The following is a 13,670-nucleotide window of genomic DNA, read 5'->3' as shown; positions in this document are numbered from 1 at the left end:
AAAGCCATCAAACAGATAAAAAGAATTCCAAGATCAGATCAAGTGAGAATCCTCTCACAGGTTGACTCTTTGGAAAATGGAATCGCAGGAAAAACAAATATCATTAAAATGGCAAATCATCGATATGCTTATCGGATGAGAGTTGGAAGCTATCGAGTATTATTCAATATACTCGAAACAGTTGAAATCATCAGCATAGAAGAGGTAAGAAAACGTGATGAACGCACATACTCAGTATAGCAGAGTGGTTGGATCTGACGGTAAAACACATTACTACCTCGTACCCGTAGAAGACTTTCAGAGGTTGCTGGCCCAATCAGAGCAGATTACCATCCCCAATGCTGTAGTAAAACTCCATCTGTTGGATGAGCTTTCTGTCATTGCAGCGTGGCGAACATATCTTGGATTGACCCAGGAGGAAGTAGCTCATCGGCTCAATATCTCTCAAGCTGCCTACTGTCAGATGGAAAAAGCGAAGCGTCCCAGGCAAGCTTCAAGGAAACGGGTTGCCCAAGCCCTTGGGCTGGATGAACAACAGCTTTCCTTCTAAACCTCAAACATGCATCGACTTCATGGTCAATGAAGTGTTGCCACTGAAAGACTGAGAAATATTTACAAGATTTTGTAAGCTTTTTAGCGAAAGCTTACAAATATTTGCAAACTATTTGACTTTCCGGGAGATACATACAAAAAGACCATCCATGGATGCACCATTGCAGACTCCATCGGAATACCAAGAATTCGTGAGCAATGTTCATGTTTTGAAGCGTGGATTACATCACTGGTAGAATGAGGAAAGCTGCCTAACCAATCTTTGGTATCCTGACAATCCCGGGATCAGAAAAGATGTCCTCTTCATCAAAGCTGGGAGTTGAGAACTCTGATACAACAGCTCCCTCCGCTCCTGCCTGAAACCAGTGCTTGGTATTGGGGGCGAGGGTATACTGCTCGCCTGGAAGCAGCTCAATTTCATGAAAGACCGTGTATATCCCATCGGTCGCTTTGGCCTGGATGGGATTTGTTCTTTCACCCTCTACATAGAGAAACACCCTCCCCCATCGGCAGCGGAAGGTCTCTTCCTTGCCGATGTAGGAGCCGAAAGCCGGGTGACGGTGCTCGGGACACGTCTGGGAGGGGAACAAAACCAGTTCCTTGGCACAGACACGCTCGGTATTGAGGTAGGTGATCAGCTCAAGACCGGTATGAGAGAGGTCGCCCAGGCCGAAGTCGGCAACCTCGATTGAGGCTTTCTCTTCCTCGGTGAGCACAATCTGTGCCTTTTCAAAGAATGAGAGGGTTCTCCCTACTGCCTGTTCATACTCGCTCTTACTGATCATAACTCCCCCTTAGTACTGCAAAGCCGAAGATGTGAGCATCTTGTCAAAGAGCTCACGCGCCTTGTCCAGACTCAAATTCATCAACGGGTCGGAAAGAAAGGCTGTGAACAACAGATTGTCGTCATTGTTGTAGATAGCCTCCAATACCATCTCCTGCACATCGCTGACCTGCCTGACCAGGTTCTGGATGGCAAGCGGCGGATCGGTGGCTACGATCGGTCTGATCGAATCCTCGCTGATAAGCCCATTGCTCTCCACAATCCTTCCCTTGGGCAGGTAGCTGATCTGTCCCTCGTTGGGCCGGTTGATGTTGGTGACCATGCTCTTATCCCCCATCAGGGAGCGCATGATATCCACGCCCTCCTCATCGGAGAGAACAGCCTTGAGGTCCTCGTCCTTGAACGTCTTGCCCCGCTTCTCCGCCGCAGTCCTCATCCTCCACTCATACGGGGTTCTGATCACCCCATAGGTGTGCAGGTTCTCATCGCTGGTAAGGAAGTAGGGTACAAACTCGGCGAGGTGGCGGTCGCCGGCAGCACCGAGGGCGCCGAAGTCACGCAGGAAAGCCAGGGCGATCTTCTGGTCGCAGTCAAACCACTTCTCATTGGCAAGACGCTCCTTGGCGATTGCAGTCTCATCGGCGAAGGTCGCAGGATCCTGTACTTCCTCGATGAGCTTTGCCATCAGGTCGTGGCCCTGCCAGTAGGCCTTGGTCACGAAGGTGAAGTGGTTCACACCCGTCAGGTCGATCTTGATCTCCCTGCGGTCGGGGGTGGCGACGCCAAACCACTGACTGACCTTCCTTGCCAGGAAGTTCTGGGTATGGAACACCTCATGGCAGCAGCCCAGGGCCTTGATGGCGGGAAACGCCTTGTACAGTGCAGCGGTGCAGAGCGTCATCGGATTGGTGTAGTTGATCACCCAGGCTTCGGGACAGAACTGCTCGATCTTCTTGGCCAGATCAAAAAATATGGGAAGCGCACGGCGTGCGCGCATGATGCCGCCCGGTCCGGTGGTGTCGCCGACCGACTGCAGGATGCCGTACTGCTCGGGAAGCACCAAATCGCCATAGCGGCACTCCGTCTTGCCCGGCTCGATGGAGATGATGACCATGTCGCAGCCGCTGAGGGCCTCTCCAAGATCGTCGATGGCGATGACGTTGAATCGTCCCTCGCTCTTATTGACGGCAAACACCTGATTGGCGACCGCAATGTTGTTGCGGGCGGCCTCTTTATCGATATCGTACAGAACCAAGGTCCCATGGGTCATGGTATTATACGCAAGGTCTTTCATGAACTGGATGGCCCACAGACGGCCACCGCCTCCGATGATGCAGATACGGGTCTCTTTCATCTCATCCCTCCTATCAGTAGGTATAGTCTCTCCCCTTGCTGTCTCTGGGAACAGGTTGTTTACCTTGACATTGAGTATCTTTTTTTGACATTTTCCGGTAGAGTATGCCTATGTATACGCTGGTTATTGTAGACGATGAAAAGGAGCTCTTGGAAGGGCTCAGCAACTACTTCCCTTGGGAATCGATAGGGTTTCAAGTGGTCGGGGCCTTCGGCGACGGCCGAAGCGCACTCTCCTTCTGCAGCAAGGAGCGTGTTGATGTCGTACTTACCGATATCCGCATGCCCTTCATGAGCGGCCTTGAGTTGATCGAGCAACTGAAGGCACTTCCTGTCAGCCCTCTTTTTTGCATCATGAGTGCCTACAACGATTTCGAGTACGCCAAGAAGGCAATAGGCTACGGAGTGCAGGAGTACTTGGTCAAACCCGCAGCCTTCGAGGAGATTCGCGCAACCTTTGAAAAGATTCGTCACACCCTCGACGGCACCACCCCTACAGCACACACAGTCTCTCTTCAGGAAGCAGGCAATCCCCTGGTGTCTCAAACCTTCGCTATCGTAGAGAAACGCCTCAGTTCCTGCACCCTGCAAAACATTGCATCAGAGCTCGGTGTGACCACCAGCTACCTCTCCCGGCTCTTCAAGGAGGAGACAGGGCAGAACTTCCAGGACTACCTGCTCTCAGTGAAGATGGAAACAGCCAGACGGATGCTGGAAAGCAAAATCGGGTATAAGAACAAGGAAATAGCCCGTGCTCTGGGGTATCAGGATACACAGAACTTCTGCCGCACCTTCCGAAAATTCTTTGGCAAGAGCCCGCAGAAATTCAAGACGGAGATGGGACAATGAGTGCACGACCATATCGGATAGTCAGGATTTTCATGCGTCACAGCCTCCCGTTGGTCATCGTGGCCTTTCTGTTGGGAGGAGGGGCCATGCTGCTCTCACGCAACTTCATCCGCAGCAACTCGGTGCTCCAGGCGAACCAGAAACTCTCAGCCGTCCAAGCCTATTACGATGTAATCTTGGATGAGATGGACAGCCTGAGCCTGATGTTCAGCACCAACCCCGAGATGATGGCCCGCCTGATGCGGGTCCTTCAGGAAGGGGGGCTTGTCGATCTGGACAACTACCGAGAGCTCCGTCTGATCCGCTCGTTCCTGTCCGCCCCGGCCAACGCCCGGCCGTACATCCACAACATCTACGTATACCTGCAAAACCCGCAGGACCTGGTCCTCAGTGCAGACCTTGCCTTCATACCTCTCTCACACCTGGAGGACAGCTCCTGGTTCACAACCTACCAGAGTCTGCCTCCATCCAGTCAAAGCTATTCCGAACGCGTACAGCTGAAGGAGGGAACTCCTACCGAGCAGACGATCATCCGCATCATGCGCCCGATAACCAATCAATTGAATGCCCGCATCGGTGTAATCGTGCTGGACATCAAGGAGAACTCATTGGCCCAAGCCTACCAGTTCCAGGAAGGGGAAGTGCTGGAGGTCCGAAGCAGAAGCGGCGAGCTGCTGTTCTCCAATACACCCCTTCAGTACGCAAAAGAGGACATGCAGTACTTTGAAGCGACTTCCAGTAAATACGGATGGGAGTATACGCTTGGAATGTACAAGCCCCTGCTCTACCGACTCTCAACCACCCTGATGTACTACACCATCGCCCTTACATTCATAGCATTGTTGCTGGGCCTGTACCTTACCCATCGAACCAATCGACAGGAGCGCAAATTCCTCTCCAATGTCATGCGCCAGCTCACCCAGGTCGCCGATGCCGACCTTACCGGCGAGGGACCCGAGCAGTACCGCAACATTTTCGACTACCTGAACCACCATGTGATCAAGATATTTTTGGAGCAGGACTATTTGAGGTGGCAGAAAGAAGCAATGGAGTACCGGGCCCTGCAGATGCAGATCAACCCCCACTTTTTGTTCAACACCCTCGATACCATCAACTGGAAGGCGGTCAAACTGGCCGAAGGGGAGAACGACGTATCGCGCATGATCCTGCTGCTCTCCAAACTGCTGAAGTACTCGCTGCAGGTGGATGACTTTGCAGGAGTCCCCCTTTCCAAGGAGCTTGAGCAGACCAGCTATTACGTAGAGTTGCAGAAAATCCGATTCCCCGGCCGGTTCACCTACACCGAACAGGTCGACCCGACCCTGCTCGAGGTGAGGGTTCCCAGCCTGCTTCTCCAACCGATCCTGGAGAATTCCTTCAACCACGGATTCGTCGAGAACAGGTTGCTCAACATTACCTTGACGGCTTACACGGCTGAACAGATGCTGAAAATCGTTGTCTCTGACGACGGTAAGGGCATCAATGAATCAGAGCTTGCCGGGCTGAACACCATGGACGGCGATGTGCTGAAGAAAAAGAAATCCCTTGGGCTGATGAACATCAACAAACGTCTGATGCTCTTCTCCCAAGGGAAGTCCCCCATTGTCGTTGCCAGCAGTCCGGAAGGCGGGGTGACCGTTACAATCGTCCTTCCACTGCGAAGAGAGTGATCAGTTCTTCATGCCGGTGGTGGCAATACCCTCGACAAAATACTTTTGGGCGGCGAAGAACAGTACGATCGGAGGAGCGATCGAGATCAGGCTCATCGCCAGAATCTGGTTCCAGTCGAACTCGGTGGAGATGTCCATCGTCATTCTCAGGCCCAGGGCCACAGGGTACTTTGCCACACTGCTGATATAGATCAACACATTCAGAAAGTCGTTCCAGGTCCAGACGAACTGGAAGACGATGACCGAGAAAATGGCTGACTTGCACAGAGGAAGCAGCAGATCCTTGAGAATGATGAAGCTGTTGCAGCCATCCAGCTTGCCAGACTCATCCAATTCCAGCGGCAAGCCCCGGAAGAACTGGACCATCATGAAGTTGAAGAAGGGAAAGCAGCCCAGCATCGCAGGAACAATGAACGGCAGGTAGGAGTCCAGCCATCCCAGGTTGCGGAAGAAGATGTAGCGGGGGATCAGGATGACGGTCGCCGGCAGCATCATCGTCGAAAGCATGATGGTGAACAGTGTCTTCTTGAAGGGAAACTCAAAGCGTGCAAAGCCATAACCGATCAGGGTCGCGCTGATTGCAGTAAACAAGACGGTGGGGATGACCATCAAAAAGGTGTTGTACAGGAAGGTGGAGAAGCCGTATTGGCCGGTTCCTTTCCATCCTGCGGCAAATGCACCGAACATCGGGTTCTTGGGCAGCAAGCCGATGGTGCCGAAAATCTCTTCGTTGCTCTTGAATGCCGCCCCGATCATCCACAGAAGCGGATAAGTCATGATGTAGGCAAGGACGATCAAGAAGAAATATGAAAGGAATTTTGTAACGGGGGTTTTTCTCTTGATCATAGCGAATCTCCATAGTGGACCCAGGACTCGGAGGAGCGGAAGGTCAGGCTGGTGAAGAAGAGAATGATGGCGAACAGGATCCACGAGAGTGCCGAGGAGTAGCCCATCTTGAAGAACTTGAAGCCTTGGTCGTAAAGCATGAGGCCATAGAGATAAGTCGACTTGAGCGGACCTCCCTGGGTGATGACGAATGCACTGGTAAAGTCCTGGAAGGCATTGATCATCTGCATGATGAGGTTGAACAGGATGATCGGGGAGAGTTCGGGGATGGTGATCTTCCAGAAGATGCGCATCCGCCCCGCCCCATCTATGCGTGCAGCCTCATACTGGCTGACGGGTATCTGTTTCAGTCCTGCCAGAAAGAGCAGCATGGAAGAGCCGAACTGCCAAACGGTGACCAGGCTGATGGTTCCCAGTGCATAGCGGGGATCGCCCAGCCAATCCACGGCCTTGATGCCGAAGATGCCTATAAGGTTGTTCACCACCCCTTGGTTCATAAACAAGTACTTCCACAGTACGCTGATGGCGACGCTGCCGCCGAGGATGGATGGTATGTAGTAGAGGGTACGAAACAGGTTGATACCCTTGATGTTCTGATTAAGGATGATCGCTATGACCAGGGCGAAGGAGATTTTGAGCGGGACGGCGATCAGGACGTAGTACGAGGTGACTTTCAGCGACTGCAGAAACGTCGGGTCGGCGGTAAAGATTTTCTTGTAGTTTTCCAGACCCAAAAACTTAGGGTCTCCCAAGAGTTGAAAATTGGTGAAGGAGTACCAGAACGAGTTGATCAGGGGAACGAGCTGGAGCAGCAGAAACCCAATGATCCAAGGCAGGATGTACAGGTATCCTGTGTAGTTGTAACGTTTGCGTATATGCATTTCAATTCCCTTTGCAAGAGGCCATCCGTCCGTGGTGGACGGATGACCGAGATAATGATTTACAGTGTTGCGAGGGTGGCCTCAAGATTCTTGATTAGTTTTGCGGAAGCCTCGGCGGGAGAGAGCTTGCCGAAACCGAACTCGTCGATGACGTCCTGCATGACCTGGATGACTTCGCTGTTCATCTGGTAGACGCTCTGCGGAAGACCGGCTTGGGCGATGCCTTCGTTGGTGGCCTTCTCGGCCATGGTGGTGATCATGCCTTTCTGGGCGAGTACGCTTCTTCCAATCGTGGTGGCAGGAATACCGCGTGCAAGGCCGAGCAGCTCAAGAGCCTGGGCGTCGGTGAACAGGTAGTTCAGGACCTTGATGGCCTCTGCCTTGTTCTTGGAGTTGTTGTTGACAACGAAGATCTGGGACGGTCTCATCAGGACTCCGCTGTTCTTGGCACCGGCCATCACGGGGAACTGTCGGGTTTCCATCTTTCTGGCCCCGATCTCCAGGTCCATTGAGCTTACCCAAGACCAGCTGGTGGCCATCTTGCCGTTGATCCAACTCGGGTTCTCATGGAACTTCTGATAGAAGAGGGAGGTTTGGCTGAAGGGGGCTACGATGCCTTCATCGAACCAACGCTTGAAATAGGTGAAAGCCTCGGTGCCCTGTGCCTGGGTGAAGGCAACCTTCTTGTTGTTGTCTACGACTGCGCCGGCAAGCTGGGCAATATAGATTTCAAACCAGTAGCGCATGATATCAGGTGTTGCTCCGCTGAAGTAGGCAGTCTTGTCCTTCTGGTTGATCTTCCTTCCTTCGGTGATGATGTTCTCCCAAGTCCACTTGGTATTGGGGTCGATGCCGAACGAGGAGAGCATGTTTGCATCAACAATGAAGGTGTTGACGTTGGTTCCGGTGGGAAGCCCAAGCAGCTTGCCGTCGTAGGTGCAATAATTCTTGAGGAAGTCTGCATCGAATTGGGAGAGGTCGACCATGGAGCTGTCGATGGTTGCAAACACGTCTCCCTTGGAGGCGAGCTCTGCAAGCCAGGGCTGGTCGATCTGGATGATGTCGGCAGCGGTACCACCGGCGATCTGGGTGACGATCTTCTGGTAGTATCCATCCCATCCGCCGTACTCGCCTTCCAACTTCACGTTGGGGTTTTGTGCGGTATAGGCTTCCATGGCCTTGAGGGTCGGAGTGTGGCGGGAGTCTCCACCCCACCAACTGAGTCTGAGGGTGATCGGTCCTGACTGTGCTGCAGCTTCTTTCGATCCTGCTGCAAACACGGTTCCCATTGCCAAGGCGGCGATGAGAAGCAGTACGAGTGTCTTTTTCATAACAAGCCTCCATTTGTGATCTAGGTGAGTGTAGTCTGCGGCGTTTTTACCACACGTACCAGCAAGAGAGTTTTGACAAAGTAGTATCATTTCTTGACATCTGAGAAACGAAATCTCCATTGACCGATACGCTGAACACTTGTAGCGTACAGGAAACAAGGAGGCCTTTCCATGTCTTATAGTGATGCCCATGCCCACGTATTTGAACAGTTGTGCGGCTTTGGTGCCGACGGAGAACTCAGGGCCCTGCCCGGGGGAAAAGCCGTTTGGGCCACAGGTGAGGTAATCGACCTCATTCCCCCTTCCTATGGCGATACCACCTTTTCCGCCGAGCGCTTCCTCTCTGTGATGGATGCCCACAATGTCGAGAAGGCTGTGCTGCTGCAGGGTGGCTTTCTCGGCTTTGCCAACCACTATCTCCAAGAAGTAGCAATGCAATACCCCACCCGCTTCAGAGCAGCGGCCACCTTCGATCCCTACTGCCGCAATGCACAGAAGATTCTGGACAATCTACAGAAGAGCTTTTCCATCTTCAAGTTCGAGATGTCCACCGGTTGCGGCATTATGGGAAGCCACCCCGATTTCAATCTCGACAACACGCTTATGATGGGTTTCTATGAGCAGATTGCAGCAAAAAAAGGAGTCGTCGTATTCGACCTGGGAAGCCCGGGCGATGGTTCCCACCAGCCAAAGGCAATACGGAACATTGCAAAGCAGTTTCCGACTCTTGAGGTAGTGGTCTGCCACCTGGCAAGCCCGAGAAGGCAGCACAGAGCAGAGCTCACCGATGCCCTGCAAACCATGAAAGAGGGAAACATCCACTTCGACCTGGCAGCCCTGCACCACAAGGTGCGTCCTGAAGCCTATCCCTTCCCCACCGCGCAAAAGTTCATCACTCTTGCCAAGAATATCGTGGGCTCGGAACACCTGATGTGGGGAACCGATGCTCCTTCGACACTGGTGCAGTACAGCTACCAGCAGCTGCTCGATTACCAGTTGGCTCTCTTCAGTGAAGAAGAGCAGGCGTTGGTATTTCATGACAATGCACAGAGGCTGTACTTCTCTTGATGGCGAGTCGCTGTGGAAATAGGAGGTGATGGTTTTACTGCTATGGAATTTTCTACTCTCTCAGTGAAATTATTGCCTCATAGTCGAAATACATCCGTTCTCTAAGCCCTTCACCCACAATGCCAATAGATTTTTTAAGAGGTCGACGTATCCTCATCATTCGACTTTAGAATATGAATCTTCTGGGGACTGTTCATTGCTCCACCTCCCTATCTATCCTAACAAGGGAGGCTTGTTGCTGATACTCGTGTCGGTATTGGATGTATGCTAGAGGAACAAGTCCCGTAGGTTCACCAGCCTCATTGCTTCATTGTCTTTCGCTGCAGCAAGCAGGTCGGCTGTAAAGCCTGACTTGGAGAAAAGCCAGTAATATCGTTTCTTATCACTACCTACATTCTTGCTTTTCCGGACAAGATCATTGTATTCACGGGTTCCTACCTTCTCATTGGTGAATTTACCCTCGCCAAAGATCAGGTCTCCATCGATGGTCTTTGCAACTATATCAATTTCTTCCTCACGCTTTGTTCGCGGATCTGAGCCCCACCACGAACCAATTTCAGTTATTGGAAGGTTTGCGTGCGAGAGCACATGATTTCTGCAGATTTCCTCAAACGGTCTGCCTGCATATGCCGCAAATAATTCCCCAAGCCATGCCATTGTACCATCTACAACACCCCGTTCGATTAACACTCTATACGGATGAACATGCTTGAAATAGAAGTGAAACAAACCATCCTTGACGTACCAAATCGTTTTCTTCTTGTTTGCATCTCCGAATGGAAGTTTCTTATCAACAAGACCAATATTCTGCAATGTCGAAAGGTAGTAACTGATATTGGAAGCTGACATACCGCTCTTGTCAGCGAGTTCAACTTGCTTATTCACACCATGAGCCAAGAGCTCCAAAACAGAAAAAAAGGCTTGCGGCTCGTTGACTTCCATGTTCAGAATGTTTAAAGGTTCGTTGTATAAAAGGCCATTGCTGCTGAAGAACAATCGCTTGATGGAATCCTCAATTACTTCATCAGGTGAAAAATAGGAAACATACAGAGGAATGCCGCCTGTAATCTCCTGAACAAGTACGGTATTGATTTCCGTACCTCCATATAAGGTTCTTGTTTCGGACAAATCGAAGGGCATTACCTTGCATTGTGCAGTACTTCGGCCATACAAGGGACTTTTATCTCCAAGAACCTGATGCTCCATGAATGATACTGACGAGCCTGCAAGAACCAATTTCAATTTTGTTTTCTTAAGCTTCAAGTCAATGAATCGTTGCAATACTCCCATAACATCGGGAATCGATTGAACCATGTACGGGAATTCATCAATCACGAGCACAAGCAATTCCGTGGCAGCTTTCTGTGCGATGTAATCAAGATAAGCATCAAAGTTGCTGAATACGAAACCACTGCCCTCTCCAAGTCCCTCATAGGTAGATGTTGCTAAATCAGCAAGTGTTTTCTTTTCTGTAGTTTTGGTTGACAAATGGAATATGGTCTTGAACCCTTCACAAGCTTTGGAAATCAACGTCGTCTTTCCAACTCGTCTTCGCCCAAAGACGACAACAAACTCAAATGTTTCTGAATTGAAGATTTTTTTCAATTCTCTCAATTCTGTTTCTCTTCCGACAAATCTCATCAACATCCTCCAACGCCTACACAAAGTATCGTTCAATGTAAGACAAATAGCAAGTTATTAAAATTGCTTTTAATAAAAATGGTTTGAATATAAATTTTACATACCACAACTTGTATTCTACCTTCCACGTTTTTTAACACTCAAACCCGAAATATGGTTTTTTGAGCACATCAAAGGTTGACCAACCTCAGCACTTCCTCGAAGGATTTTCCTTTCTTGTCCATGGCATCCAGAAGCCTCTGGGCTTGCACGAGTCTTTGCTGCTCGCACTGGCTCTTCAGCTTGTGAATGTCAAGGAGTTTTTTCTCTGTAAAAACATATTACCGCTCACAGGATGTCCACGGTGTATTTATTGTGCGTTTCGGGTGCCTCTTTGTAAGAGGTAATTTAACACTTAAATTATGGCGCAATTTGCGCTTCTTGGCAAGCAAAAACGTAGGAAGAAATGCACTGTTTGCAAGGATTTATCTGGTCATGGAATAAGGCCTACTCGATTGAGTGTTAAAAACGCGCGGAAGCTCAGGTTGTATTAATCAAGCACGGACTTCCCGACTTAGGCCTCATCACACAAAAGCTAGCTCCCCCATGCCATCTTCTGCTGTGCATGGTATAATCCAGCCAATGGAGAAGCCATGTTTGAAAACGTACGCAAGCTGAGCACAATCAGGAAACAAGCCTTGAAATCCCTGCTGAGGAAGTTCGATGAATCGGGTCGTGAAATCATCGAAATGCACGTCCTGGACGACAGTGGTTTCCTTTCCCCGTATGCAGGAGCAAACGGGAAAGTCATCTCTTCAGAAGCCACCTCGTTTCTGGACAACTCGGTCGTGTTGCCGGTGACATTCAAGCATGGAATCATCATCCATATCACAAGTGCTTGCATCGACGAGCAGGAACGCATCGAGTATGAGACGGCCATCCGCAACAGATATCGTTCCCGGCTGACGGAACTGTCACAAAGCATGCTGAGAAACACCATCTTCGGCATCGGCATGAGCATCGTCGGAGTACTCATCCTGACCTTTGCAATCCTTATGAAATACCACAATCCGGGTTCCATTGTGCTCGAAGTGACGTACATTGCGGCATGGGTCTTCCTCTGGGAAGCCGTGGACCTGCTTTTCTTGGAACGCAGCATCCTCCGGTATGAGCAGACGAAGGCATTGACGTTGTATGAAGCAAAGATTGTTTTCACCTAAGATGGCAGCTTCGATATCTCAGTTTTCAGGCGGTCATTGGCTTGGCAACCCGTCAATGAGGGTCAATACGTAACGACATAGGGAGATGTTCGTTCGCAGGAGACAGGGTTGCCAAGATTGTGGCTGCTTGTTTTTCTTCCTGCTTTCATAACAACCCTTGCTTACACCGTTCTGGTTTTATTGCAACAAGCACTGCCCCCGCTTTTAGTCTCCTATCTGTGTGCAACTGTACTCCTCTTCCCCCTGGGAATTGACATTATTCTCTGTGCAAGCAAAAAGGAGTACGGCAAAGTCTCGTTGCGAAGCGCCCTTGCAGTGGTGGAATAATCCTGCTCTTTGGATTGTTGCTCTTCGGCTTTGCAGGCCTTATGTCCATCACCGTTGCTCCTTGGGAGGCAACGCTGTCTATTTCAATGCAACAGCGTATCCCCGAACGATGATGATCATCACCTGGGTACTACTTCCTGTCCAACGGCTTTGTGGCCCCATCGCAGAAGAGCTGTACTTCAGGGGGTACCTCACCAGCCATGTGAAGAGGTTCGGCAAGGCTGCCGCCCTCATCGTAACAATCCTCTTTTCGCTCTACCATCTCTGGGCACCCTTTGCCAACATCTTTTCAGTCATTATCTTCATCGTTGGAGTTGCAGCCTAAGCTTCTGTTCAAGGGCCTGTTCGACGATGGGAACAAGACTTGGACAGAGCTCTTGCAGTTTTGCAAGCTGCCAGGCCAGCTCTTGTTTATCATGAAAACCAAGCAGATTGACCAGCTTTGTGCCGTAGTGCACAGGACCGAGACTATGGTCGGCCATGTGTGCGGTTGCCACCGCATGCCCTACACTTCGGCAAAAAAGCTTGTAGGCAGGATCTGCAATATCTTGGGCATGCTTGTGCACCGCCCTGCTTGCCTTCATTGCTTCTCCGGTTCCCGCCCTGCCTTCACTCCACTGCCTTCCAACCTCCAATGCTTCGATGAGAATAGGCTCGACGGGGACGCTAAGATATGGTTGGAGGTGCTCTGTCATCGCAAGCGCCCATTTCATCAACATGCGGTGATCGACATCAGACAACAAGCCACCCCGGTGCTTCGCTTTAAAGGCGGGATCACGCATGTCCACTCCTCACTTCCTGATAGCTGTGTGCAAGCAAAGCCATAAGCTTCTGATCAAGATCTTCAGCTGTCCACAGCTCCTTGTGATGCATATAGGTGCTCTTGCGTACCTGATGGACTTCCTTCCACAGCACTGTCTTATCCCTGAAGGATAGCGGCAAACTGAGCACCAAGGGTGCAGTATTTCCCCTCTGGTAGCGCTCTGGAATCCAGACATAGGCAAAGGGCTTGTCGGCAAGGAATGCAATCTGGCTCTTGGTGACCTTCATACTAAAAGGCCCAAGGGCCTTGATGGCCTTCTCTACTGTTGTGTAGAGATCGAGGGAGCGGGGGAAATTGGTGAAGAATTGCTCAGCTGTCATAGCATGATGGTACTACATGCCCAGCC

Annotated in this window: 17 protein-coding genes; 9 read left to right on the top strand and 8 right to left on the bottom strand. The window is 50.8% G+C overall.

The features are described 5' to 3' along the window. From B3K89_RS00670 to B3K89_RS13745, 3 genes are all read left to right on the top strand, one after another. Positions 1-240 (top strand): type II toxin-antitoxin system RelE/ParE family toxin (locus tag B3K89_RS00670; RefSeq protein ID WP_345906916.1); only part of this gene is annotated, 240 nt, incomplete at its 5' end. Next, the gene (locus tag B3K89_RS00665) at positions 218-550 is read left to right on the top strand and encodes a helix-turn-helix domain-containing protein (RefSeq protein ID WP_293909042.1); all 333 of its coding nucleotides are present in this window, start codon (positions 218-220) and stop codon (positions 548-550) included. The genes B3K89_RS00670 and B3K89_RS00665, both read left to right, overlap by 23 nt. A gap of 102 nt (positions 551-652) precedes the next feature. Next, complete coding sequence (locus B3K89_RS13745; RefSeq protein ID WP_414712332.1) at positions 653-793, top strand: DUF4276 family protein; 141 nt, start codon at positions 653-655, stop codon at positions 791-793. 10 nt (positions 794-803) lie between these two features. On the opposite strand, the gene B3K89_RS00660 is transcribed toward B3K89_RS13745, so the two are convergent. Together B3K89_RS00660 and B3K89_RS00655 are read right to left on the bottom strand one after the other, a co-directional pair. Next, positions 804-1,337, bottom strand: a complete 534-nt coding sequence (locus B3K89_RS00660; protein ID WP_345906915.1) for a D-lyxose/D-mannose family sugar isomerase — start codon at positions 1,335-1,337, stop codon at positions 804-806. A 9-nt stretch (positions 1,338-1,346) separates the two neighbouring features. Beyond that, positions 1,347-2,690 carry an alpha-galactosidase gene (locus B3K89_RS00655; protein ID WP_345906914.1) on the bottom strand — a complete coding sequence of 448 codons (1,344 nt, stop codon included), beginning with the start codon at positions 2,688-2,690 and terminating at the stop codon, positions 1,347-1,349. A 110-nt stretch (positions 2,691-2,800) separates the two neighbouring features. On the opposite strand from B3K89_RS00655, the gene B3K89_RS00650 reads away from it, so the two are divergent. Beyond that, the gene (locus tag B3K89_RS00650; RefSeq protein WP_293892681.1) at positions 2,801-3,538 is read left to right on the top strand and encodes a response regulator transcription factor; all 738 of its coding nucleotides are present in this window, start codon (positions 2,801-2,803) and stop codon (positions 3,536-3,538) included. After that, positions 3,535-5,208, top strand: coding sequence for a cache domain-containing sensor histidine kinase (locus B3K89_RS00645; RefSeq protein ID WP_293892678.1), 1,674 nt, complete (start codon positions 3,535-3,537; stop codon positions 5,206-5,208). Before B3K89_RS00650 ends, B3K89_RS00645 begins: the two co-directional genes overlap by 4 nt. On the opposite strand, the gene B3K89_RS00640 is transcribed toward B3K89_RS00645, so the two are convergent. The 3 genes from B3K89_RS00640 to B3K89_RS00630 are packed head-to-tail and all read right to left on the bottom strand — an operon-like array spanning position 5,209 to position 8,266. After that, positions 5,209-6,054, bottom strand: a complete 846-nt coding sequence (locus B3K89_RS00640) for a carbohydrate ABC transporter permease (protein WP_293892675.1) — start codon at positions 6,052-6,054, stop codon at positions 5,209-5,211. After that, complete coding sequence (locus B3K89_RS00635) at positions 6,051-6,935, bottom strand: carbohydrate ABC transporter permease (RefSeq protein WP_293892672.1); 885 nt, start codon at positions 6,933-6,935, stop codon at positions 6,051-6,053. The genes B3K89_RS00640 and B3K89_RS00635 overlap by 4 nt, the downstream gene beginning before the upstream one ends. A 59-nt stretch (positions 6,936-6,994) precedes the next feature. Continuing rightward, entirely contained in the window at positions 6,995-8,266 is a 1,272-nt protein-coding gene (locus B3K89_RS00630) for an ABC transporter substrate-binding protein (RefSeq protein WP_345906913.1), read from the bottom strand. Between the two features lie 171 nt (positions 8,267-8,437). Between B3K89_RS00630 and B3K89_RS00625 the strand changes: the two genes are divergently transcribed. Next, positions 8,438-9,334 carry an amidohydrolase family protein gene (locus tag B3K89_RS00625; RefSeq protein ID WP_345906912.1) on the top strand — a complete coding sequence of 299 codons (897 nt, stop codon included), beginning with the start codon at positions 8,438-8,440 and terminating at the stop codon, positions 9,332-9,334. Between the two features lie 267 nt (positions 9,335-9,601). Here the strand turns inward: B3K89_RS00625 and B3K89_RS00620 are convergent, their stop codons facing one another. After that, entirely contained in the window at positions 9,602-10,975 is a 1,374-nt protein-coding gene (locus B3K89_RS00620) for an ATP-binding protein (RefSeq protein ID WP_345906911.1), read from the bottom strand. A 632-nt stretch (positions 10,976-11,607) separates the two neighbouring features. On the opposite strand from B3K89_RS00620, the gene B3K89_RS00615 reads away from it, so the two are divergent. The 3 genes from B3K89_RS00615 to B3K89_RS00605 all read left to right on the top strand — a co-directional run bounded on the left by B3K89_RS00615 (position 11,608) and on the right by B3K89_RS00605 (position 12,826). After that, positions 11,608-12,174, top strand: coding sequence for a hypothetical protein (locus tag B3K89_RS00615; RefSeq protein ID WP_345906910.1), 567 nt, complete (start codon positions 11,608-11,610; stop codon positions 12,172-12,174). A gap of 108 nt (positions 12,175-12,282) precedes the next feature. Beyond that, positions 12,283-12,501, top strand: coding sequence for a hypothetical protein (locus B3K89_RS00610; protein WP_345906909.1), 219 nt, complete (start codon positions 12,283-12,285; stop codon positions 12,499-12,501). A 61-nt stretch (positions 12,502-12,562) separates the two neighbouring features. After that, on the top strand, positions 12,563-12,826 hold the full coding sequence (locus B3K89_RS00605) for a CPBP family intramembrane glutamic endopeptidase (protein WP_345906908.1): 264 nt from the start codon (positions 12,563-12,565) through the stop codon (positions 12,824-12,826). Here B3K89_RS00605 and B3K89_RS00600 read toward each other — a convergent pair. Continuing rightward, entirely contained in the window at positions 12,804-13,283 is a 480-nt protein-coding gene (locus tag B3K89_RS00600) for a putative immunity protein (RefSeq protein ID WP_345906907.1), read from the bottom strand. The genes B3K89_RS00605 and B3K89_RS00600 overlap by 23 nt on opposite strands. Next, the gene (locus tag B3K89_RS00595; protein ID WP_345906906.1) at positions 13,276-13,644 is read right to left on the bottom strand and encodes a DUF5655 domain-containing protein; all 369 of its coding nucleotides are present in this window, start codon (positions 13,642-13,644) and stop codon (positions 13,276-13,278) included. Before B3K89_RS00595 ends, B3K89_RS00600 begins: the two co-directional genes overlap by 8 nt. Positions 13,645-13,670 lie beyond the last annotated feature (26 nt).

Origin of the sequence: Sphaerochaeta sp. UBA5849 (assembly GCA_002432715.1) — a bacterium.
Classification (GTDB): Bacteria; Spirochaetota; Spirochaetia; order Sphaerochaetales; family Sphaerochaetaceae; genus Sphaerochaeta.
The sequence above is the reverse complement of the archived record's forward strand: the minus strand, read 5'-3'. Positions and strand labels throughout refer to the sequence as shown.